This window comes from Mucilaginibacter sp. FW306-07-L (assembly GCF_058782065.1).
Genome location: NZ_JBYSXI010000003.1, coordinates 159125 through 175452, shown reverse-complemented (window position 1 = coordinate 175452; position 16328 = coordinate 159125). Strand labels below are relative to the sequence as shown.

Genomic DNA, 16328 nt, shown 5'->3' with positions numbered 1-16328 from the left:
TGACCTACCTTTGCAGTCCTTAAAATAGGAATAAAACTGTAAAGAAACAAAGCAAGAAATGCCTACTATTCAGCAATTAGTTAGAAAAGGTAGAGTAGCTCTGGAAGACAAGAGTAAGTCACCAGCGTTGGACAGCTGTCCACAGCGAAGAGGCGTGTGCACCCGTGTGTACACCACTACCCCTAAAAAACCAAACTCAGCAATGCGTAAAGTTGCCCGTGTGCGCCTTACTAACGGTAAAGAGGTTAACGCCTACATTCCGGGTGAAGGCCATAACCTGCAGGAGCACTCTATCGTGTTGATCCGTGGCGGCCGTGTTAAGGATTTACCTGGTGTACGTTACCACATCATACGTGGCGCGTTAGATACTTCAGGTGTTGCCGGTCGTAACCAACGCCGTTCAAAATATGGTACCAAGCGTCCTAAACCAGGCCAGGCAGCAGCCGCACCTGCAAAAGGTAAAAAGAAATAATAAGGAGGATAATAGAAAATGAGAAAGTCGAAACCAAAAAAGAGAATTATCCTTCCTGATCCAAGGTTCAATGATACTTTGGTAACAAGATTTGTAAACAACATGATGTATGATGGTAAAAAATCTACTGCGTACTCAATTTTTTACAACGCTGTTGATATCGTTGAAAAGAAAACCAGCGAAAGCGGTTTAGATACCTGGAAAAAAGCTTTGAACAACGTAATGCCTGCTGTTGAAGTTAAATCCCGCCGTGTTGGTGGTGCTAACTTCCAGGTACCTACTGAGGTTCGTCCGGAGCGTAAAATCGCTTTGGGTATGAAATGGCTGATCAGCTATGCTCGTAAACGTGGCGAAAAAACCATGATGGAGAAATTAGCCGGTGAGATCATCTCAGCTTCAAAAGGTGAAGGTGCCGCGGTTAAAAAGAAAGAAGATACGCACAAAATGGCTGAAGCTAACAAGGCGTTCTCTCACTTCAGGTTCTAAAAAAATTACTGAGGGATTGAATTACTGAATTATTGATTAAGTAACATTTTAGTAATCATTAATTCAGTAATTCAACAAATCAATAAATAAAAAAGATGTCAAGAGATCTTAGATATACAAGAAACATAGGTATTGCCGCTCACATTGATGCCGGTAAAACTACAACTACCGAGCGTATTCTTTATTACGCGGGCGTTAGCCACAAAATTGGTGAGGTACACGAAGGTGCCGCTACCATGGACTGGATGGCGCAGGAGCAGGAGCGTGGTATCACCATTACTTCGGCTGCTACAACCGTAAACTGGAAATACAGGGGTGATAACTACCACATTAACATTATTGATACCCCGGGTCACGTGGATTTTACCGTTGAGGTAAACCGTTCATTACGTGTGCTTGATGGTTTGGTGTTCCTTTTTTCAGCCGTTGATGGTGTTGAGCCTCAATCTGAAACTAACTGGCGCCTGGCTAACAATTACAATGTTGCCCGTATAGGTTTTGTTAACAAAATGGACCGTAGCGGTGCAGACTTTTTAAATGTTGTAAAACAGGTAAAAAGCATGTTGGGCAGCAACGCTGTTCCGCTTCAGTTACCAATCGGTTCTGAAGAGAACTTTAAAGGCGTTATTGACCTGATCAACTTCCGCGGTATTGTTTGGAATGAGCATGATAAAGGTATGACCTTTACTGAAGTGCCTATCCCGGATGATATGGTTGACGAAGCTAACGAGTGGAGAGAAAAATTACTTGAATCAGTAGCTGAGTATGACGAAAGCCTGATGGAGAAATTTTTTGACGCACCTGAAACTATTACCGAGCGCGAAGTACTTGATGCTTTACGTAAAGCGGTTTTAGATGCTAAAATTGTACCTATGGTTTGCGGTTCATCTTTCAAAAACAAAGGTGTACAAACCATGCTTGACTACGTGATGGAGCTATTGCCTTCACCAATGGATGTTGAAGGTATTGTTGGTACTAACCCTGATACCGGCGAAGAAATTCTGCGCCGCCCGTCAGAGAAAGAACCGTTCTCAGCTTTAGCGTTCAAAATTGCTACCGACCCGTTTGTAGGCCGCTTATGCTTTATCCGTGTTTACTCGGGTAACTTAGAAGCAGGTTCATACATACATAACATGCGTTCAGATAACAAAGAGCGTATCTCCCGTATATTCCAGATGCATGCTAACAAGCAAAACCCTATACCTAACGTAGGTGCAGGTGATATTGCAGCGGTAGTAGGCTTTAAAGATATTAAAACAGGCGATACCCTTTGTGACGAGAAACACCCGATCATCCTTGAATCGATGAATTTCCCTGACCCGGTTATCGGTTTGGCTATCGAGCCTAAAACTCAGGCTGACGTTGATAAATTAGGTATCGCTTTAGGTAAACTATCTGAAGAGGATCCAACCTTCCACGTAAAATCTGACGAAGAAACCGGCCAAACTGTAATTTCAGGTATGGGCGAGCTTCACTTGGATATCATCATGGATCGCTTAAAACGTGAGTTTAAAGTAGAGGTTAACCAAGGCGCGCCACAGGTTGCTTACAAAGAAGCTATCACAGGTACAGTACAACACCGCGAAACATACAAGAAACAAACCGGTGGCCGTGGTAAATTCGCTGATATCCAGGTTATACTATCACCAAATGATGAAGGTAAAGAAGGCTTGCAGTTTGTGAACGAAATCAGCGGTGGTTCAATCCCTCGTGAGTTTATCCCATCTGTTGAGAAAGGCTTTGCCGCTTCAATGACGAATGGTGTATTAGCCGGATTCCCGCTTACAAGCTTAAAAGTAAGGTTAATTGATGGTTCATTCCACGCGGTCGATTCAGACGCGCTATCTTTCGAGTTAGCTGCTAAAATGGCTTATCGCGAAGCATTGCCAAGGTGTAAACCAGTACTGCTGGAGCCTATCATGAAGATCGAGATCTTAACTCCTGAAGAAAACATGGGTGACGTTATTGGTGACATGAACCGTCGTCGTGGCCAGCTTTTAGGTATGGATTCACGTGCAGGTGCGCAGGTAATTAAAGCTACTGTGCCACTTTCAGAGATGTTTGGTTATGTAACCCAGTTACGTACCATTACTTCGGGCCGTGCAACTTCAACCATGGAGTTTGATCACTATGCTGAAGCACCTCGTAACGTGCAGGATGAAGTAGTTGCCAAAACAAAAGGTAACAGAAACAATAACTAAGCATTATATATTACACCGGTTTGCATCCAATTACAAACCGGTGTAATTAAAATAAACCGGTCATCATCTAATAAATAGCTCTTAGAGGTGGCCAATCAATAATCAAGTGAAATCAGAGATCAATCTGTGAGATCACAAAAAGTAAAATTTAAAATGAGCCAAAGAATCAGGATCAAATTGAAATCTTACGATTATAATCTGGTTGACAAGTCAGCCGAGAAGATCGTTAAGACAGTAAAGCCAACCGGCGCTGTAGTAAGCGGACCGCTTCCTTTACCAACTGAAAAGAAAATTTTCACCGTATTACGTTCACCACACGTAAACAAAAAAGCACGTGAGCAATTCCAACTTTGCTCATACAAGCGTTTGTTAGACATCTACAGCTCAAACTCAAAAACTGTTGATGCCCTGATGAAGCTTGAATTGCCAAGCGGTGTTGAAGTTGAGATCAAAGTGTGATAGTACCGGAAGATCCGAAAAAATAAAAAACAGCCATTTGCCCAAAGCGAATGGCTGTTTTGTTTTAAAGCGGTAATCTACCTGATGCAATGGTCGTGATCCTGCCAGTAGATGAGCTCGAGGTATAGTTGATTGTTTATCGCCAGTTCCGTTTTCTTTTTAGCCAGTTCATGCTCCAGTTTGGGGCCGTTAAGCGATGCGGGCAGCGATATGTACGAGATAACATTGCCTGTTTGCAGGTTAATGAAATCATAGTGTTTTAGTTCCTGTTCCATAACGTTACAATTTTAAAGTGTCCAGGAAAAATAGGTTAGTATCGGCAAAGGAAGTACTAATTAAAGATAGCTAAAATCTTTTATTAATTTCCTAATGATTAATTTATTTTCTTTAGAACATTTTGCATAGTCAAGCGGTTGAAAAGTAAACACACCATTATGGCAAAGCAAGATCACAGCAAGGAAAAAGATAGCCTGCAAATAGAGCATCCCATCAGCGAAAAGGACGAAGTAAAGGGGGCGGAAGATCGTACTGCTAAACAACAAAAGGAAGCAGAAAACGATAAAGCTGCCGAACTAAAAAAGAAATTAGATAAATAACGTGAATGACTACCGGCCCATTAAGTCATCGAGCTTATTGCGCTCGGTTTGCAGCTCACGGGCCAGTTTTTTCTCCTTTTCGTTAGCCTTGGTTTTATAGGTCTGAAACTCTTCCGAAAGTTCGTTATAGAGCTTAATGCGGTATTTGGCTTCCTGCCTGAAGCGGGTAGTGGTAACAATAACTATAGCCAGCGCAATGCCGAAACCCAGCACCAGTCCCCACATCAGCGTGTTATAAGCCGCCTTGGTAAAGCCTATACCCAACAGGTTTATCTGATCCATCTTGGTATTTGCAGCCGATATGGTTTCATCCTTAATGGTCGCCTCAGTATTGAGTTGTTTAATGGTTGCTGCCTGGCTGTTTACGGTAGCCTGCGCTTTACGCAACGCGGCGCGCTCCGTTTTTATGGTGTCCATTACATTACGGTAAAAGGCACCGATTATAGGTTGTTGGTAATTATAGGTTTTAGTAAGCAAATACCGGTATTGGCCGCTCAGGCTGCGGTCGGTATTTTGTGGTGCCGGCGCGGCAGTTTGTGTGCGTGCCTGTTTTGACGCTGCTTTTTTAGTCGTATCCTGCGCTTGCACAGCGGTAAAAAACGCTATAAAAATAATTATCGGGATAATAAATAATTTCTTCATAGGTGTAATTTTTTAGATGTTATAGTAAATATACAGCGTTAACGGCTAAAACTATGCCTGCCGTATCTGCATCCGCAATAAACGAAAATAATGTTTCATTCCGAAATATGCCGCGCATACTTATATTAGCAACATGTTAATAGGCATTATAGGTTTGGGTGATATGGGGCGTTTATACGCCAAGGCTTTCGCAAAGGCGGGTTACGAGGTATATGGATGCGATATGCCCGAAAACCGTGAAAAACTTGAGGCTGACCTTGCTCCGCATGGCGTAAAACTGCTGGACAGCGGCAGGGAGATCGCTCACCGGTGTGACCTTATTATCTACTCCGTAGAAGCTGAAAAAATTATGCAGGTAGTAGCCGAGTATGGCCCGATCACTAAATTAGGTGCTATTGTGGCGGGGCAAACCTCGGTAAAGCATCCTGAGATAACCGCTTTTGAAAAGCACCTGCCCGCCGATGCCAATATAATTACTTTTCATGCTATGCACGGGCCCGGCTTTGCACCGCAAGGGCAAAAGCTGATATTAATAAACCACCGCTCGGCTGCTGATGCTTACCAGCGTATGCTCAATTTATTTACCGCCATCGGGTCAGACATTGTGGAGTTAAAGGATTATCACGAGCACGATCGTATTGTAGCCGATACCCAGGCCGTAACCCACGTTGGTTTTGAGAGTATGGGCACCGCGTGGAGTTCTGCCGGTTTTTTCCCGTGGGATAACGGCTCCTACCATGGCGGTATTGATAACGTAAAAATTTTGACCACGCTGCGTATATTCAGCTACAAGGCGCACGTGTATGCTGGTTTGGCCATCATGAACCCTTACGCCCGTGAACAGGTTAAGCGCTATGCGCAATCCGAATCGGAATTGTTTAAGCTGATGATTATGGAAGAAGAGGATGAATTTCGCAGCCGGTTATACCGCGCCCGCGATTTTGTTTTTCACGAAAGCCGTAAGCCCATCATGTTTAACGATGCCGTGATGAAAGAGTTTTCGTTAGCCAATGGCCCCGCCCAGCGCAAACCCAATTCACACCTTAGTATATTGAGTATGGTTGATGCCTGGTACCACCTGGGCGTTAGTCCGTATGATAACCTGATCGCCCAAACCCCGCCGTTCCGTTTACGGCTGGGTATTGCCGAATACCTGTTCAAGAACGAAGAACTGCTGGAAGAATCCATTAAAACCGCCTTATACGACAAAAGTATCCGTGGCGACGACCTCGAGTTCCATTCGGCCGTGCGCGAGTGGTCGTCTATAATAGGCTATGGCGATATGGAAGGCTACAAAAAACATTTTAATCAGGTGCAGGCCTTTTTTAAGGACAGGCTCGACGAAGGTAACAAGCAAAGCGCCGAACTGATCAGGCGATTAACAATGGAATAAATCAACCATCTATCTTCAATAAATAAGTAGCCTTTTTACCGGCAACCTTGTGCTGGTCATCATATTGCTCTTCAGCAATAATAATACTGTTTGACAAAAATTCTTTGCCAAGCATTTCCTCAGCCTGGTCGATATTATATTCCTTATCTTTTATCAGGAAAATAAACCCATAGTCGGATCTCCGGAGTTCTTTCATGGTGATCATCGCTTTCCGCATATGAAAATTTATAGGCAAGGTATATTGTACCCTTACCGGTTTCCCCTTCTGTATCCCCGGTTTCCATCTGGGTGAGTTTAAGAGTACCTTGCTGGCTTCAGCCTCACAACCCGCTCCAATGCAGTTTAACGGGACAGCTTCTACAACTTTGCCTTCCTCATTAACTATAAATTGCATCCTCACCTGGCCGTCAATACCAATTAGCCCTGCAACTTTTGGATAAGTAATATTATTAGTGATATATTCTCCAAATGCGGGTATCCCGCCTTTAAATTCCGGCGGGATGTCTTTGCTTTCGTTGGTACTTTGCTGACCGTAAGCGGCGGCAGTTGCCATTATGGCGATGATCAGGGTGTAAAAAGGTTTCATGTTGGTTAGGTTTATTAAACTAATCTATACAATTATCAGATTGCAATCAAGCACTACAACCTCTTTTATTGAGGCTGATAACGTAACTGCATGGCAACTAAAGAAATATTTTAAAAATAACTTCGTAACTATTTGACAATTAAAGTAAAATTTCTAACTTTGCCGTCCCTTAAAAGGGAATAATATGCCTTGAACGAAGCCCTACTGCTTCGATGGGCGCAAAACAAATTAAAAGAAATGTCAGGAATTATTGGTAAAAAGGTAGGAATGACCAGCATTTTCGACGAGTCAGGGAAAAACATCCCATGTACTGTGATCGAGGCTGGCCCTTGCGTTGTTACGCAAGTGAGGTCTGTTGAAACAGACGGGTATGCTGCTATACAGTTGGCATACGGCGAAAAAAAGGAAAAAAACACTACTGCTCCTTTAAAAGGCCATTTCCAAAAAGCCGGCACTGCGCCAAAAAGCAAGCTGGTTGAGTTCAAAACTTTCGAGGATCAAAAATCATTAGGCGACACCGTTACTGTCGACATATTTGAGATCGGCGATTTTGTGGACGTGGTTGGTACCTCAAAAGGTAAAGGGTTTCAGGGTGTTGTAAAACGTCATGGTTTTGGCGGTGTGGGTATGCAAACTCACGGTCAGCATAACCGTTTACGTGCTCCGGGTTCATTAGGTGCATCATCATGGCCATCACGCGTATTTAAAGGTATGCGCATGGCGGGCCAAATGGGTAACGTTCGCGTTAAGGTACAGAACCTCGAAGTAGTAAAGGTATTTGCCGAGCAAAACCTGTTAGTTGTTAAAGGTTCCATTCCAGGAGCTAAGGGTTCATTCGTAATAGTGGATAAATAAGATGGAAGTTAATGTATTGAACATCTCAGGTAAAGAGACAGGTGCCAAGGTGCAGCTTCCTGAGTCCGTATTCGGAATTGAGCCAAACGACCATGCTATCTATCTTGACGTTAAGCTGTATTTAGCTAACCAACGCCAGGGTACACACAAAGCAAAACAACGTAATGAAATTGCAGGTTCAACCCGCAAATTATACAAACAAAAAGGTACAGGTGGTGCCCGTGCGGGTAGCGTTAAATCGCCATTGTTTAATGGTGGTGGCCGCGTATTCGGTCCGCAGCCGCGCGATTATAGCTTTAAACTAAACAAAAAGCTTAAAGCACTGGCTCGTAAGTCAGCTCTGTCATACAAAGCTAAAGACAACAACATCGTTGTGTTGGAAGACTTTAATTTTGACAGCATCAAAACCAAGAACTACATCAAGCTGGTAGCCGATCTTAACGTTACTGACGTTAAAACTTTGTTGGTATTGCCTGCTGCTAATAACAATGTATACTTATCAAGCAGAAACCTGAAGAAAACAAAGGTTATTACTGCCGACGAGTTAAACACTTATGATGTGCTTAACGCAGGCAAGCTTTTGTTAACCGCCGGTACTGTTAAAACTTTGGAGGAAGCGTTAGCTAAGTAATTATGGAGATTTTAAAGAAGCCTTTACTTACTGAGAAAGTAGCTCAATTAACTGAGAAGCTTAACCGTTATGCTTTCAAGGTTGATCACAGAGCTAATAAGATTCAGATCAAGGCAGCAATTGAGCAAATGTATGGTGTTACTGTAAAAGCGGTAAATACCATGAAATACGTTGGAAAACTGAAAACCCGCAACACTAAGGCTGGTGCCGTACAAGGCCGCTCAGCTACTTACAAAAAAGCGGTTATTACGTTGAAAGACGGCGAAGTAATAGATTTTTATAGCACAATATAAAAACAGAGATGGCAGTAAAAAGATTTAAACCGGTTACCCCCGGTACCCGCTTTAGAGTAGGTGCTGATTACTCTGACGTTACTACCAATGTGCCTGAAAAGTCACTGGTTGTATCACACAAGAAATCAGGTGGACGTAACCATTCCGGTAAAATGACCATGCGTTATATCGGTGGTGGACACAAGAAATCATACCGATTGATCGACTTCAAACGCAACAAATTTGACATACCGGCAAAGGTTGCAACCATTGAATACGATCCAAACCGTTCAGCACGTATCGCTTTATTAGTATACGCTGATGGCGAAAAGAGATATATCATAGCTCCTGAAGGTTTAACCGTAGGTTTAACCGTACTTTCAGGCAATAGTGTAGCACCAGAAGTTGGTAACACGTTACCATTAAAAAGCATCCCGCTGGGTTCAATCATTCACAACATTGAGCTTAACCCGGGCCAGGGTGGTACCATCGCACGTTCAGCAGGTACTTATGCCCAGCTTTCAGCACGTGATGGTAAATACGCTATTATCAAATTACCTTCAGGCGAAACCCGTATGATCCTGTCAACCTGCTTAGCCACTATCGGTACCGTTTCAAACTCTGAAAAGGCTAACGAAGTGTTAGGTAAAGCCGGCCGCAAGCGCTGGTTAGGCCGCAGGCCACGCGTTCGTGGTGTTGCCATGAACCCTGTCGATCACCCTATGGGTGGTGGTGAAGGCCGTTCATCAGGTGGACACCCACGTTCACGCAAAGGTTTATTAGCTAAAGGCTACAAAACCCGCGACAAAAAGAAAACATCGGATCGCTACATCATTGAAAGAAGGAAGAAATAATGGCACGTTCAATTAAAAAAGGACCTTATATTGATTTTAACCTGGAAAGAAAAGTTCTTGTCCTGAATGAATCAAATAAAAAATCAGTGGTTAAAACATGGTCACGCCGTTCCATGATCTCTCCTGATTTCGTTGGTCACACATTTGCAGTACACAACGGCAATAAATTTATACCGGTGTACGTAACAGAAAACATGGTTGGTCACAAGCTGGGAGAGTTTGCGCCAACCCGTACATTCCGCGGTCACGCAGAAAAGAAAAAATAACAGGCAATGGAAGCAACAACAAAAATTAAAAAGTCTGTACTGATCAGGCAACAAAAAGAAGCTGCGAAAGCTCAACAAGGAGGTGCTTCTGTTGCTAAGTTACAAGACTGCCCTACCTCACCACGCAAAATGCGTTTGGTAGTTGACTTAGTACGCGGTAAAAACGTATTTGAAGCTTTAAACATTTTAAAGTTCACTAATAAAGAGGCTGCTATTCGTGTTGAGAAATTACTGGTATCAGCAATTACCAACTGGGAAGCTAAAAACGAAGGCAAAAAGGCTGAAGAAGCCGGCTTGTTCGTAAAAGAGATCTCAGTAGGTGGCGGCCGCCAGCTTAAAAGATTGCGCCCTGCACCGCAAGGTAGAGGTTACCGCATCCGCAAGCGCTCAAACCACGTAACCCTTATTGTGGATAGTAAAAACGAAAACAATTAATTTGAAATGGGACAAAAAGCACATCCAATAGGTAACAGATTAGGAATCATCAGAGGCTGGGATTCTAACTGGTTCGGTGGCAATAAGTACTCCGACAAATTAGTTGAGGACGAAAAAATCCGCAAATATCTTTCAGCACGTATTAACAAAGGCGGCGTATCAAAAGTAGTTATTGAACGTACTTTAAAACGCATCACCGTTACTGTACACACTGCCCGTCCGGGTATCGTGATCGGTAAAGGTGGCCAGGAAGTTGACAAGATCAAGGAAGAGTTGAAAAAACTGACTAAAAAGGAAGTTCAGATCAACATCTTCGAGATCAAACGCCCTGAGCTTGACGCGCAATTAGTAGCTGAAGGCATAGCAAAACAATTAGAAGCACGTATATCTTTCCGTCGTGCCATGAAAACCACTATCGCGTCAACCATGAGAATGGGTGCCGAAGGTATCAAGGTAATGACTTCAGGCCGTTTAGGCGGTGCTGAGATGGCACGTTCTGAGCAATACAAAGAGGGTAGAATTCCACTGCACACATTCCGTGCGGATATTGACTACGCTTTAGCCGAGGCTTTAACTACTTATGGTAAAATAGGTGTTAAAGTATGGATTTGCAAAGGCGAGGTTTACGGAAAACGCGATCTTTCTCCAAACATTGGCAGCAACAGCGGCCCAAGCGGTAAAGGTGGTCGCCCGGAAGGTGGTTCACAATTTGGTGACCGTAACCAAAGAGGCGGCGAGCGCGGTGGCGAACGTCGTGACAATCGTGGTGGCGGTAACCGTGGCCCGGGTGGCAACAACAATCGTGGCGGCCAGGGCGGTGGTAACAACCGCGGCGGCCAGGGTGGCAACAATCGTGGCGGCGGTAGCCGTCCGGGTGGTCCAGGTCAAGGTAGAAGATAATTATTAACAAAGTCGAGACAGACATCGTTTAGATATAAAAGCTTAAAAAAATGCTACAGCCAAAAAGAACGAAGTTCAGAAAGATGCAAAAAGGCAGGATGAAAGGTTTAGCCACTCGTGGTGCTGAACTTTCATTCGGATCTTTCGGTATAAAATCACTCGAGCCGGCCTGGATAACCAGCCGCCAGATCGAGGCAGCCCGTATCGCTGTAACACGTTTTATGAAACGTGAAGGCCAGGTATGGATCAGGATTTTCCCTGACAAGCCTGTAACTAAAAAGCCAGCAGAGGTACGTATGGGTAAAGGTAAAGGTGCCCCTGAATACTGGGTAGCGGTAGTACGCCCCGGCAGGATCATCTTTGAAGCTGAAGGTGTGCCTTTAGAAATTGCTAAAGAAGCACTGCGCCTTGCAGCACAGAAATTACCTGTACAAACAAAATTCATAGTGCGTAGAGATTACGCCGAAGCATAAACGTGGTAGCTACAGGTGGTAAACAAAATATTTGAATACCTGTAGTGTGGTTATTAACATTGTAAGTTGAAAGGTTGTGAGTTACATATTGCTTGCAACTCACAGCTTACAGCATACAACAAATAATATAATGAAGAACTCAGAAATTTTAGAGCTTTCAACCGAGGAGTTGGCTGCGAAGCTGGGTGAGGAGAAAAGCAACCTTACCAAACTGAAATTTGCGCACGCAGTATCGGCTATTGAAAATCCAAGCCGCATAACCAAAGTACGTAAGGACATCGCTCGTTTGACTACCGAGTTAACAAAACGTAAAGCAGCGGCGTCAGCTTCTGAAACGAATTAATTTTTAACATCGGGAAAAAATGGAAAGAAATTTAAGAAAAACACGTACCGGCTTGGTAGTTAGCAACAAAATGGAGAAATCTATCGTGGTTGCAGTGGAGCGTAAAGTAAAGCACCCCATCTATGGTAAGTTCGTAAAAAAAACTACCAAGTTTATGGCTCATGATGAAACGAATACCTGTGGTATTGGCGATACCGTAATGATTATGGAAACCCGCCCCCTGAGCAAAAATAAGAACTGGAGATTAGTTGAAATTTTAGAAAGGGCCAAATAAGATGTTACAACAGGAATCAAGATTAAACGTAGCCGACAATAGCGGCGCTAAAGAAGTTTTAGTGATCCGCGTATTAGGTGGCACCGGTAAAAGATATGCCTCAATTGGTGACAAGATCGTTGTTACCGTTAAAAGCGCAATTCCGTCAGGAAACGTTAAAAAAGGCACAGTATCAAAAGCCGTAGTAGTAAGAACTAAAAAAGAGATCCGTCGTAAAGATGGTTCATATATCCGTTTCGACGATAACGCAGCAGTTTTATTAAATAACCAGGACGAGCCAAGAGGTACCCGTATCTTTGGCCCGGTTGCAAGAGAACTGCGTGAGAAACAATTTATGAAAATTGTATCATTAGCACCGGAGGTATTGTAACATGGCATATAAAGTAAAAACAGAAACCGGCAAATTAAAGCTCCGCAAGGGCGACCTGGTTAAGGTTATTGCCGGTGATTCAAAAGGATCACAAGGTAAAATTATTGAAGTGATTACGGCTAAAAACAGGGCTGTGGTTGAAGGTGCCAACATGGTATCAAAACACACAAAACCTAACGCTGCTAATCCAAACGGCGGTATCGTTAAACAGGAAGCTGCAATTCATATTTCAAACCTGGCGCTGGTTGACCCTAAAACAGGCAACACCACCCGCGTAGGCCGTAAGCTAAATGACGCAGGTAAACTGGTTAGGGTAGCAAAAAAATCAGGGGAGGAAATTAAGTAATGACTTACACACCGAGATTAAAATCAAAATATAAAGAGGAAATCCGCACTGCGCTGAAAGATAAATTTCAGTACAAAAGCGTTATGCAGGTTCCAAAGCTGGAAAAAATTGCTATTAACCAGGGTGTTGGTGGTGCTACTACCGATAAAAAACTTATCGAAAACACCATCACTGAGTTAACAACCATTACCGGCCAGCAGGCAGTATCATCAAAATCAAAAAAGGATATCTCAAACTTTAAATTACGTAAAGGTATGCCGGTAGGTGTACGTGTAACTTTACGTGATAATACGATGTATGAGTTTCTGGATCGTTTAATTGCAGTTGCTTTACCGCGTATCCGCGATTTCAAAGGCATTAACGATAAAGGTTTTGACGGTAAAGGCAACTATACTTTAGGTATTACTGAGCAAATTATCTTCCCTGAGATCAATATTGATAAAATCAATAAAATTCAAGGTATGGATATTACCTTTGTAACCTCAGCTACCAATGACGTTGAAGCGTTGGAATTGCTTAAACAATTTGGATTACCATTTAAAAATCAAAATAATGGCTAAAGAAGGTGTAAAAGCGCGTGAAGTTAAACGTGCTAAATTAGTAGCTAAATACGCTGATAAAAGGGCTGCTTTGAAAGAAGCAGGTGATTGGATCGCTCTGGACAAATTGCCTAAAGCATCATCACCGGTAAAACTGCACAACCGTTGCAAGTTAACCGGCCGTCCTCGTGGTTATATGCGCCAGTTCGGCATTTCGCGTGTTACATTCCGCGAGATGGCATTAGCAGGCCAGATACCGGGAGTTAAAAAAGCAAGCTGGTAAAACAAAAAATATCGAATTTCGGAAGTTCAATTTCGGAATTCGATATTTTATATAAAGATAAATTCGATATCGGACATCGATATCCGGAATAAAGACTAACCGATGGAAGGTCGTTGGCCGGGTGGCCAAAGGAAACCACTATCATAAACAACAATAATGAATACAGATCCAATCGCAGATTATCTTACAAGAGTAAGGAATGCTATTAAAGCCAACCATAGGGTTGTTGAAATTCCTGCATCAAATCTGAAAAAGGAAATCACGAAAGTGCTTTTCGACAAAGGTTACATCGCTAATTACAAGTTTGAAGAAGTTGGTGCTCAAGGCATAATTAAAGTTGCTTTGAAATACCACCCGATAACTAAGATCCCTGCTATCCGCAGCATTCAGCGTATCAGTAAACCAGGTTTGAGAAAATACGCAGGTACTTCAAATTTGCCACGTGTATTAAATGGTTTAGGTATTGCTATCCTGTCAACCTCAAGAGGGGTAATGACAGATAAGGAAGCCCGTCAGCACAATGTTGGTGGCGAAGTTTTATGCTACGTTTATTAATAGGAGAAATTAAGCAATGTCAAGAGTAGGAAAAGCACCTATAGCAATAGCATCTGGCGTAACAGTAACCGTATCGGCTGATAACGTTGTTACTGTAAAAGGCCCCAAAGGTGAATTGCAGCAAGCAGTTGATAAAGATATCACTGTGGAGCAGGAAGATGGTCAGTTACTGGTAAAACGCCCGTCTGAGCAAAAACGTCACAAAGCATTACATGGTTTATACCGTGCGCTTTTAAATAACATGGTTGTTGGTGTAACCACAGGTTACAAAGTTGAGCAGGAATTAGTGGGTGTGGGTTACCGTGCCACCAACACAGGTAATACTTTAGATTTAGTGTTGGGTTACTCTCACCATTACATATTTGAGTTACCACAAGAAATTAAGGTTACAACCACCGCTGAAAAGGGTAAAAACCCTACCATCATCCTTGAATCGATCGATAAACAATTGATTGGTCAGGTTGCTGCAAAAATCCGTTCGTTACGCGCACCGGAGCCTTACAAAGGTAAAGGTATCAAGTTTGTAGGCGAAGTGTTACGCAGAAAAGCAGGTAAATCAGCATCTAAAAAATAATCGTCATGGCAGGTAAATTATCAAGAAGAGACAGAATAAAAAGAGGAATCAGAAAACGCATTTCAGGTTCTTCAGCGCGTCCGCGCTTGTCAGTGTACAGAAGCAATAAAGGTATTTACGCTCAGATCATTGACGATGTAACCGGTAAAACACTTGTATCAGCCTCATCTCTGTCAAAAGAGTTTTCAGCTAACGGTACAAAATCAGATCAATCAGCCGCTGTAGGTAAATTAGTTGCCGAGAAAGCAGTAGCCGCTGGTATTAAAGATGTAGTGTTTGACAGAAATGGTTACTTGTACCATGGCCGTATCAAATCACTGGCTGAAGGTGCACGTGAAGGTGGTTTAAACTTTTAATACAAACGAGAGATGTCAACAATCAACATAAAAAGAGTAAAAACCAGCGAGATCGAATTAAAAGATCGCCTGGTAAGCATACAGCGTGTGGCCAAAGTAACCAAAGGTGGCCGTACTTTCAGCTTCAGTGCCATTGTGGTAGTGGGCGATGAGAACGGTGTTGTAGGTTACGGTTTGGGTAAAGCCAAAGAGGTTACTGAAGCTATTGCTAAAGGCATTGATGATGCAAAAAAGAATCTGGTAAAAGTGCCTATTATTAACGGTACTGTACCTCATGAGCAAATAGGTAAATTCTCAGGCGGTTTTGTTTTCATAAAACCTGCTGCTAACGGTACCGGTGTAATTGCCGGTGGTGCGATGCGTGCGGTATTAGAAAGCGCCGGTGTACATAACGTATTGGCAAAATCAAAAGGTTCATCAAACCCGCACAACGTGGTTAAAGCAACTGTATCAGCATTAGCGCAACTGCGTGACGCTTATACCGTAGCGCAGCACCGTGGTGTTAATTTAGGCAAAGTATTTAACGGATAATCATCATGGCAAAAATCAAAATAACACAGATTAAGAGCGTGATCGATAGAAGTGAGCGCCAAAAAAGGACCATTGAAGCATTGGGCTTGAAAAAAATTAACCATAGCGTTGAGGTTGAAGCTACTCCGGCTATAATCGGTATGGTGCGAAAAGTTAATCATTTGGTAGCAATAGAAAGCATTTAATATCATGAATTTAAGTAATCTTAAACCTGCTGTTGGTTCTATCAAAAGCAGAAAGAGAATAGGCAGGGGTACCGGTTCAGGCCGTGGTGGTACTTCAACTCGCGGGCACAAAGGTGCCGGCTCACGTTCAGGTACCAGCACTAAAGTTGGTTTTGAAGGTGGCCAGATGCCATTGCAGCGCCGTGTACCTAAGGTGGGTTTTAAAAACCCTAACCGTGTAGAGTACGTAGGTGTTAACCTTGATGCATTACAAGGTTTAATTGAGCAGTATTCAATATCAACTATTGATTTTGATACACTGAAAGAGCATGGTTTAGCTTCAAAAAATGACCTGGTTAAAATCCTGGGTCGTGGTGAAATCAAAGCCAAAGTAGAAGTTAAAGCGCATGCATTTTCTGCCTCTGCCCAAAAAGCTATCGAAGCAGCAGGCGGTACAATCGTTAAGTTGTAA

At 42.9% G+C, this 16328-nt stretch carries 29 protein-coding genes; 26 read left to right on the top strand and 3 right to left on the bottom strand.

The features are described 5' to 3' along the window. The first annotated feature begins 58 nt into the window (after nucleotides 1-58). The 4 genes from rpsL (at nucleotide 59) to rpsJ (ending at nucleotide 3618) form a co-directional block, all read left to right on the top strand. Nucleotides 59-472, top strand: coding sequence for a 30S ribosomal protein S12 (gene rpsL / locus AC3WJC_RS15880; protein ID WP_079717716.1), 414 nt, complete (start codon nucleotides 59-61; stop codon nucleotides 470-472). A gap of 18 nt (nucleotides 473-490) precedes the next feature. Beyond that, the gene (rpsG, locus tag AC3WJC_RS15875; protein ID WP_194101706.1) at nucleotides 491-958 is read left to right on the top strand and encodes a 30S ribosomal protein S7; all 468 of its coding nucleotides are present in this window, start codon (nucleotides 491-493) and stop codon (nucleotides 956-958) included. 95 nt (nucleotides 959-1053) lie between these two features. Next, nucleotides 1054-3159, top strand: a complete 2106-nt coding sequence (gene fusA, locus AC3WJC_RS15870; protein ID WP_492400097.1) for an elongation factor G — start codon at nucleotides 1054-1056, stop codon at nucleotides 3157-3159. 153 nt (nucleotides 3160-3312) lie between these two features. Beyond that, a complete protein-coding gene (rpsJ, locus tag AC3WJC_RS15865) occupies nucleotides 3313-3618 on the top strand; it encodes a 30S ribosomal protein S10 (RefSeq protein WP_022830652.1) in 306 nt (101 codons plus the stop codon). Between the two features lie 77 nt (nucleotides 3619-3695). Here rpsJ and AC3WJC_RS15860 read toward each other — a convergent pair whose 3' ends face one another. Then, nucleotides 3696-3893: a hypothetical protein gene (locus AC3WJC_RS15860; RefSeq protein WP_492400096.1), complete on the bottom strand. Its 198-nt coding sequence runs from the start codon at nucleotides 3891-3893 to the stop codon at nucleotides 3696-3698. A gap of 159 nt (nucleotides 3894-4052) precedes the next feature. On the opposite strand from AC3WJC_RS15860, the gene AC3WJC_RS15855 reads away from it, so the two are divergent. Continuing rightward, nucleotides 4053-4214 carry a hypothetical protein gene (locus AC3WJC_RS15855; RefSeq protein WP_492400095.1) on the top strand — a complete coding sequence of 54 codons (162 nt, stop codon included), beginning with the start codon at nucleotides 4053-4055 and terminating at the stop codon, nucleotides 4212-4214. A gap of 9 nt (nucleotides 4215-4223) precedes the next feature. Here AC3WJC_RS15855 and AC3WJC_RS15850 read toward each other — a convergent pair whose 3' ends face one another. Then, nucleotides 4224-4856 carry a hypothetical protein gene (locus tag AC3WJC_RS15850; protein WP_492400094.1) on the bottom strand — a complete coding sequence of 211 codons (633 nt, stop codon included), beginning with the start codon at nucleotides 4854-4856 and terminating at the stop codon, nucleotides 4224-4226. Nucleotides 4857-4989: 133 nt separating this feature from the next. On the opposite strand from AC3WJC_RS15850, the gene AC3WJC_RS15845 reads away from it, so the two are divergent. Next, nucleotides 4990-6249 (top strand): prephenate dehydrogenase/arogenate dehydrogenase family protein, encoded by a 1260-nt coding sequence (locus AC3WJC_RS15845; protein ID WP_492400093.1) that lies wholly within the window; start codon nucleotides 4990-4992, stop codon nucleotides 6247-6249. A gap of 1 nt (nucleotide 6250) precedes the next feature. Here the strand turns inward: AC3WJC_RS15845 and AC3WJC_RS15840 are convergent, their stop codons facing one another. Beyond that, a complete protein-coding gene (locus tag AC3WJC_RS15840; protein ID WP_492400092.1) occupies nucleotides 6251-6835 on the bottom strand; it encodes an energy transducer TonB in 585 nt (194 codons plus the stop codon). Nucleotides 6836-7072: 237 nt separating this feature from the next. Between AC3WJC_RS15840 and rplC the strand changes: the two genes are divergently transcribed. The 20 genes from rplC (at nucleotide 7073) to rplO (ending at nucleotide 16328) form a co-directional block, all read left to right on the top strand. Further along, on the top strand, nucleotides 7073-7690 hold the full coding sequence (gene rplC, locus AC3WJC_RS15835; RefSeq protein ID WP_492400091.1) for a 50S ribosomal protein L3: 618 nt from the start codon (nucleotides 7073-7075) through the stop codon (nucleotides 7688-7690). A 1-nt stretch (nucleotide 7691) separates the two neighbouring features. After that, nucleotides 7692-8321 carry a 50S ribosomal protein L4 gene (gene rplD, locus AC3WJC_RS15830; RefSeq protein ID WP_492400090.1) on the top strand — a complete coding sequence of 210 codons (630 nt, stop codon included), beginning with the start codon at nucleotides 7692-7694 and terminating at the stop codon, nucleotides 8319-8321. 2 nt (nucleotides 8322-8323) lie between these two features. Continuing rightward, on the top strand, nucleotides 8324-8614 hold the full coding sequence (gene rplW, locus AC3WJC_RS15825) for a 50S ribosomal protein L23 (protein ID WP_492400089.1): 291 nt from the start codon (nucleotides 8324-8326) through the stop codon (nucleotides 8612-8614). Between the two features lie 8 nt (nucleotides 8615-8622). Continuing rightward, nucleotides 8623-9447: a 50S ribosomal protein L2 gene (gene rplB, locus AC3WJC_RS15820; protein ID WP_492400088.1), complete on the top strand. Its 825-nt coding sequence runs from the start codon at nucleotides 8623-8625 to the stop codon at nucleotides 9445-9447. After that, nucleotides 9447-9713: a 30S ribosomal protein S19 gene (gene rpsS, locus AC3WJC_RS15815; RefSeq protein WP_166586580.1), complete on the top strand. Its 267-nt coding sequence runs from the start codon at nucleotides 9447-9449 to the stop codon at nucleotides 9711-9713. Before rplB ends, rpsS begins: the two co-directional genes overlap by 1 nt. Nucleotides 9714-9719: 6 nt before the next feature. Then, entirely contained in the window at nucleotides 9720-10148 is a 429-nt protein-coding gene (rplV, locus tag AC3WJC_RS15810) for a 50S ribosomal protein L22 (protein ID WP_228952762.1), read from the top strand. 6 nt (nucleotides 10149-10154) lie between these two features. Continuing rightward, complete coding sequence (gene rpsC / locus AC3WJC_RS15805) at nucleotides 10155-11048, top strand: 30S ribosomal protein S3 (RefSeq protein ID WP_492400087.1); 894 nt, start codon at nucleotides 10155-10157, stop codon at nucleotides 11046-11048. 50 nt (nucleotides 11049-11098) lie between these two features. Further along, nucleotides 11099-11521 carry a 50S ribosomal protein L16 gene (gene rplP, locus AC3WJC_RS15800; protein WP_228952758.1) on the top strand — a complete coding sequence of 141 codons (423 nt, stop codon included), beginning with the start codon at nucleotides 11099-11101 and terminating at the stop codon, nucleotides 11519-11521. Between the two features lie 130 nt (nucleotides 11522-11651). Next, a complete protein-coding gene (rpmC, locus tag AC3WJC_RS15795) occupies nucleotides 11652-11864 on the top strand; it encodes a 50S ribosomal protein L29 (protein ID WP_492400086.1) in 213 nt (70 codons plus the stop codon). A 19-nt stretch (nucleotides 11865-11883) separates the two neighbouring features. Next, the gene (rpsQ, locus tag AC3WJC_RS15790) at nucleotides 11884-12138 is read left to right on the top strand and encodes a 30S ribosomal protein S17 (protein ID WP_492400085.1); all 255 of its coding nucleotides are present in this window, start codon (nucleotides 11884-11886) and stop codon (nucleotides 12136-12138) included. 1 nt (nucleotide 12139) lies between these two features. Next, nucleotides 12140-12508 carry a 50S ribosomal protein L14 gene (gene rplN, locus AC3WJC_RS15785; RefSeq protein ID WP_028296762.1) on the top strand — a complete coding sequence of 123 codons (369 nt, stop codon included), beginning with the start codon at nucleotides 12140-12142 and terminating at the stop codon, nucleotides 12506-12508. A 1-nt stretch (nucleotide 12509) separates the two neighbouring features. Continuing rightward, nucleotides 12510-12854 (top strand): 50S ribosomal protein L24, encoded by a 345-nt coding sequence (rplX, locus tag AC3WJC_RS15780; RefSeq protein ID WP_492400084.1) that lies wholly within the window; start codon nucleotides 12510-12512, stop codon nucleotides 12852-12854. Then, nucleotides 12854-13414 (top strand): 50S ribosomal protein L5, encoded by a 561-nt coding sequence (gene rplE / locus AC3WJC_RS15775; RefSeq protein ID WP_492400083.1) that lies wholly within the window; start codon nucleotides 12854-12856, stop codon nucleotides 13412-13414. Before rplX ends, rplE begins: the two co-directional genes overlap by 1 nt. Further along, nucleotides 13407-13676, top strand: coding sequence for a 30S ribosomal protein S14 (rpsN, locus tag AC3WJC_RS15770; RefSeq protein ID WP_232177690.1), 270 nt, complete (start codon nucleotides 13407-13409; stop codon nucleotides 13674-13676). The genes rplE and rpsN overlap by 8 nt, the downstream gene beginning before the upstream one ends. A 156-nt stretch (nucleotides 13677-13832) precedes the next feature. Continuing rightward, entirely contained in the window at nucleotides 13833-14231 is a 399-nt protein-coding gene (rpsH, locus tag AC3WJC_RS15765; protein WP_492400082.1) for a 30S ribosomal protein S8, read from the top strand. A gap of 16 nt (nucleotides 14232-14247) precedes the next feature. Then, the gene (rplF, locus tag AC3WJC_RS15760) at nucleotides 14248-14805 is read left to right on the top strand and encodes a 50S ribosomal protein L6 (RefSeq protein WP_492400081.1); all 558 of its coding nucleotides are present in this window, start codon (nucleotides 14248-14250) and stop codon (nucleotides 14803-14805) included. Between the two features lie 5 nt (nucleotides 14806-14810). After that, the gene (gene rplR / locus AC3WJC_RS15755; protein ID WP_492400080.1) at nucleotides 14811-15161 is read left to right on the top strand and encodes a 50S ribosomal protein L18; all 351 of its coding nucleotides are present in this window, start codon (nucleotides 14811-14813) and stop codon (nucleotides 15159-15161) included. A 12-nt stretch (nucleotides 15162-15173) separates the two neighbouring features. Next, on the top strand, nucleotides 15174-15692 hold the full coding sequence (gene rpsE / locus AC3WJC_RS15750; protein ID WP_194101685.1) for a 30S ribosomal protein S5: 519 nt from the start codon (nucleotides 15174-15176) through the stop codon (nucleotides 15690-15692). A 5-nt stretch (nucleotides 15693-15697) separates the two neighbouring features. Beyond that, the gene (gene rpmD / locus AC3WJC_RS15745; RefSeq protein WP_194101684.1) at nucleotides 15698-15877 is read left to right on the top strand and encodes a 50S ribosomal protein L30; all 180 of its coding nucleotides are present in this window, start codon (nucleotides 15698-15700) and stop codon (nucleotides 15875-15877) included. A 4-nt stretch (nucleotides 15878-15881) separates the two neighbouring features. Continuing rightward, nucleotides 15882-16328 carry a 50S ribosomal protein L15 gene (gene rplO / locus AC3WJC_RS15740; protein WP_492400079.1) on the top strand — a complete coding sequence of 149 codons (447 nt, stop codon included), beginning with the start codon at nucleotides 15882-15884 and terminating at the stop codon, nucleotides 16326-16328.

Coding starts and splice junctions, on each gene's coding strand:
- rplO (WP_492400079.1), top strand. CDS start 15,882: ATGAATTTAAGTAATCTTAAACCTGCTGTTGGTTCTATCAAAAGCAGA.
- rpsQ (WP_492400085.1), top strand. CDS start 11,884: ATGGAAAGAAATTTAAGAAAAACACGTACCGGCTTGGTAGTTAGCAAC.
- fusA (WP_492400097.1), top strand. CDS start 1,054: ATGTCAAGAGATCTTAGATATACAAGAAACATAGGTATTGCCGCTCAC.
- rpsL (WP_079717716.1), top strand. CDS start 59: ATGCCTACTATTCAGCAATTAGTTAGAAAAGGTAGAGTAGCTCTGGAA.
- rpsJ (WP_022830652.1), top strand. CDS start 3,313: ATGAGCCAAAGAATCAGGATCAAATTGAAATCTTACGATTATAATCTG.
- rpsH (WP_492400082.1), top strand. CDS start 13,833: ATGAATACAGATCCAATCGCAGATTATCTTACAAGAGTAAGGAATGCT.
- rpmC (WP_492400086.1), top strand. CDS start 11,652: ATGAAGAACTCAGAAATTTTAGAGCTTTCAACCGAGGAGTTGGCTGCG.
- rplR (WP_492400080.1), top strand. CDS start 14,811: ATGGCAGGTAAATTATCAAGAAGAGACAGAATAAAAAGAGGAATCAGA.
- rpsC (WP_492400087.1), top strand. CDS start 10,155: ATGGGACAAAAAGCACATCCAATAGGTAACAGATTAGGAATCATCAGA.
- rplX (WP_492400084.1), top strand. CDS start 12,510: ATGGCATATAAAGTAAAAACAGAAACCGGCAAATTAAAGCTCCGCAAG.
- AC3WJC_RS15840 (WP_492400092.1), bottom strand. CDS start 6,835: ATGAAACCTTTTTACACCCTGATCATCGCCATAATGGCAACTGCCGCC.
- rplB (WP_492400088.1), top strand. CDS start 8,623: ATGGCAGTAAAAAGATTTAAACCGGTTACCCCCGGTACCCGCTTTAGA.
- AC3WJC_RS15860 (WP_492400096.1), bottom strand. CDS start 3,893: ATGGAACAGGAACTAAAACACTATGATTTCATTAACCTGCAAACAGGC.
- rpsG (WP_194101706.1), top strand. CDS start 491: ATGAGAAAGTCGAAACCAAAAAAGAGAATTATCCTTCCTGATCCAAGG.
- AC3WJC_RS15850 (WP_492400094.1), bottom strand. CDS start 4,856: ATGAAGAAATTATTTATTATCCCGATAATTATTTTTATAGCGTTTTTT.
- rpsE (WP_194101685.1), top strand. CDS start 15,174: ATGTCAACAATCAACATAAAAAGAGTAAAAACCAGCGAGATCGAATTA.
- rplN (WP_028296762.1), top strand. CDS start 12,140: ATGTTACAACAGGAATCAAGATTAAACGTAGCCGACAATAGCGGCGCT.
- rplF (WP_492400081.1), top strand. CDS start 14,248: ATGTCAAGAGTAGGAAAAGCACCTATAGCAATAGCATCTGGCGTAACA.
- rplC (WP_492400091.1), top strand. CDS start 7,073: ATGTCAGGAATTATTGGTAAAAAGGTAGGAATGACCAGCATTTTCGAC.
- rplD (WP_492400090.1), top strand. CDS start 7,692: ATGGAAGTTAATGTATTGAACATCTCAGGTAAAGAGACAGGTGCCAAG.
- rplE (WP_492400083.1), top strand. CDS start 12,854: ATGACTTACACACCGAGATTAAAATCAAAATATAAAGAGGAAATCCGC.
- AC3WJC_RS15845 (WP_492400093.1), top strand. CDS start 4,990: ATGTTAATAGGCATTATAGGTTTGGGTGATATGGGGCGTTTATACGCC.
- rplP (WP_228952758.1), top strand. CDS start 11,099: ATGCTACAGCCAAAAAGAACGAAGTTCAGAAAGATGCAAAAAGGCAGG.
- rpsS (WP_166586580.1), top strand. CDS start 9,447: ATGGCACGTTCAATTAAAAAAGGACCTTATATTGATTTTAACCTGGAA.
- rplW (WP_492400089.1), top strand. CDS start 8,324: ATGGAGATTTTAAAGAAGCCTTTACTTACTGAGAAAGTAGCTCAATTA.
- rplV (WP_228952762.1), top strand. CDS start 9,720: ATGGAAGCAACAACAAAAATTAAAAAGTCTGTACTGATCAGGCAACAA.
- AC3WJC_RS15855 (WP_492400095.1), top strand. CDS start 4,053: ATGGCAAAGCAAGATCACAGCAAGGAAAAAGATAGCCTGCAAATAGAG.
- rpsN (WP_232177690.1), top strand. CDS start 13,407: ATGGCTAAAGAAGGTGTAAAAGCGCGTGAAGTTAAACGTGCTAAATTA.
- rpmD (WP_194101684.1), top strand. CDS start 15,698: ATGGCAAAAATCAAAATAACACAGATTAAGAGCGTGATCGATAGAAGT.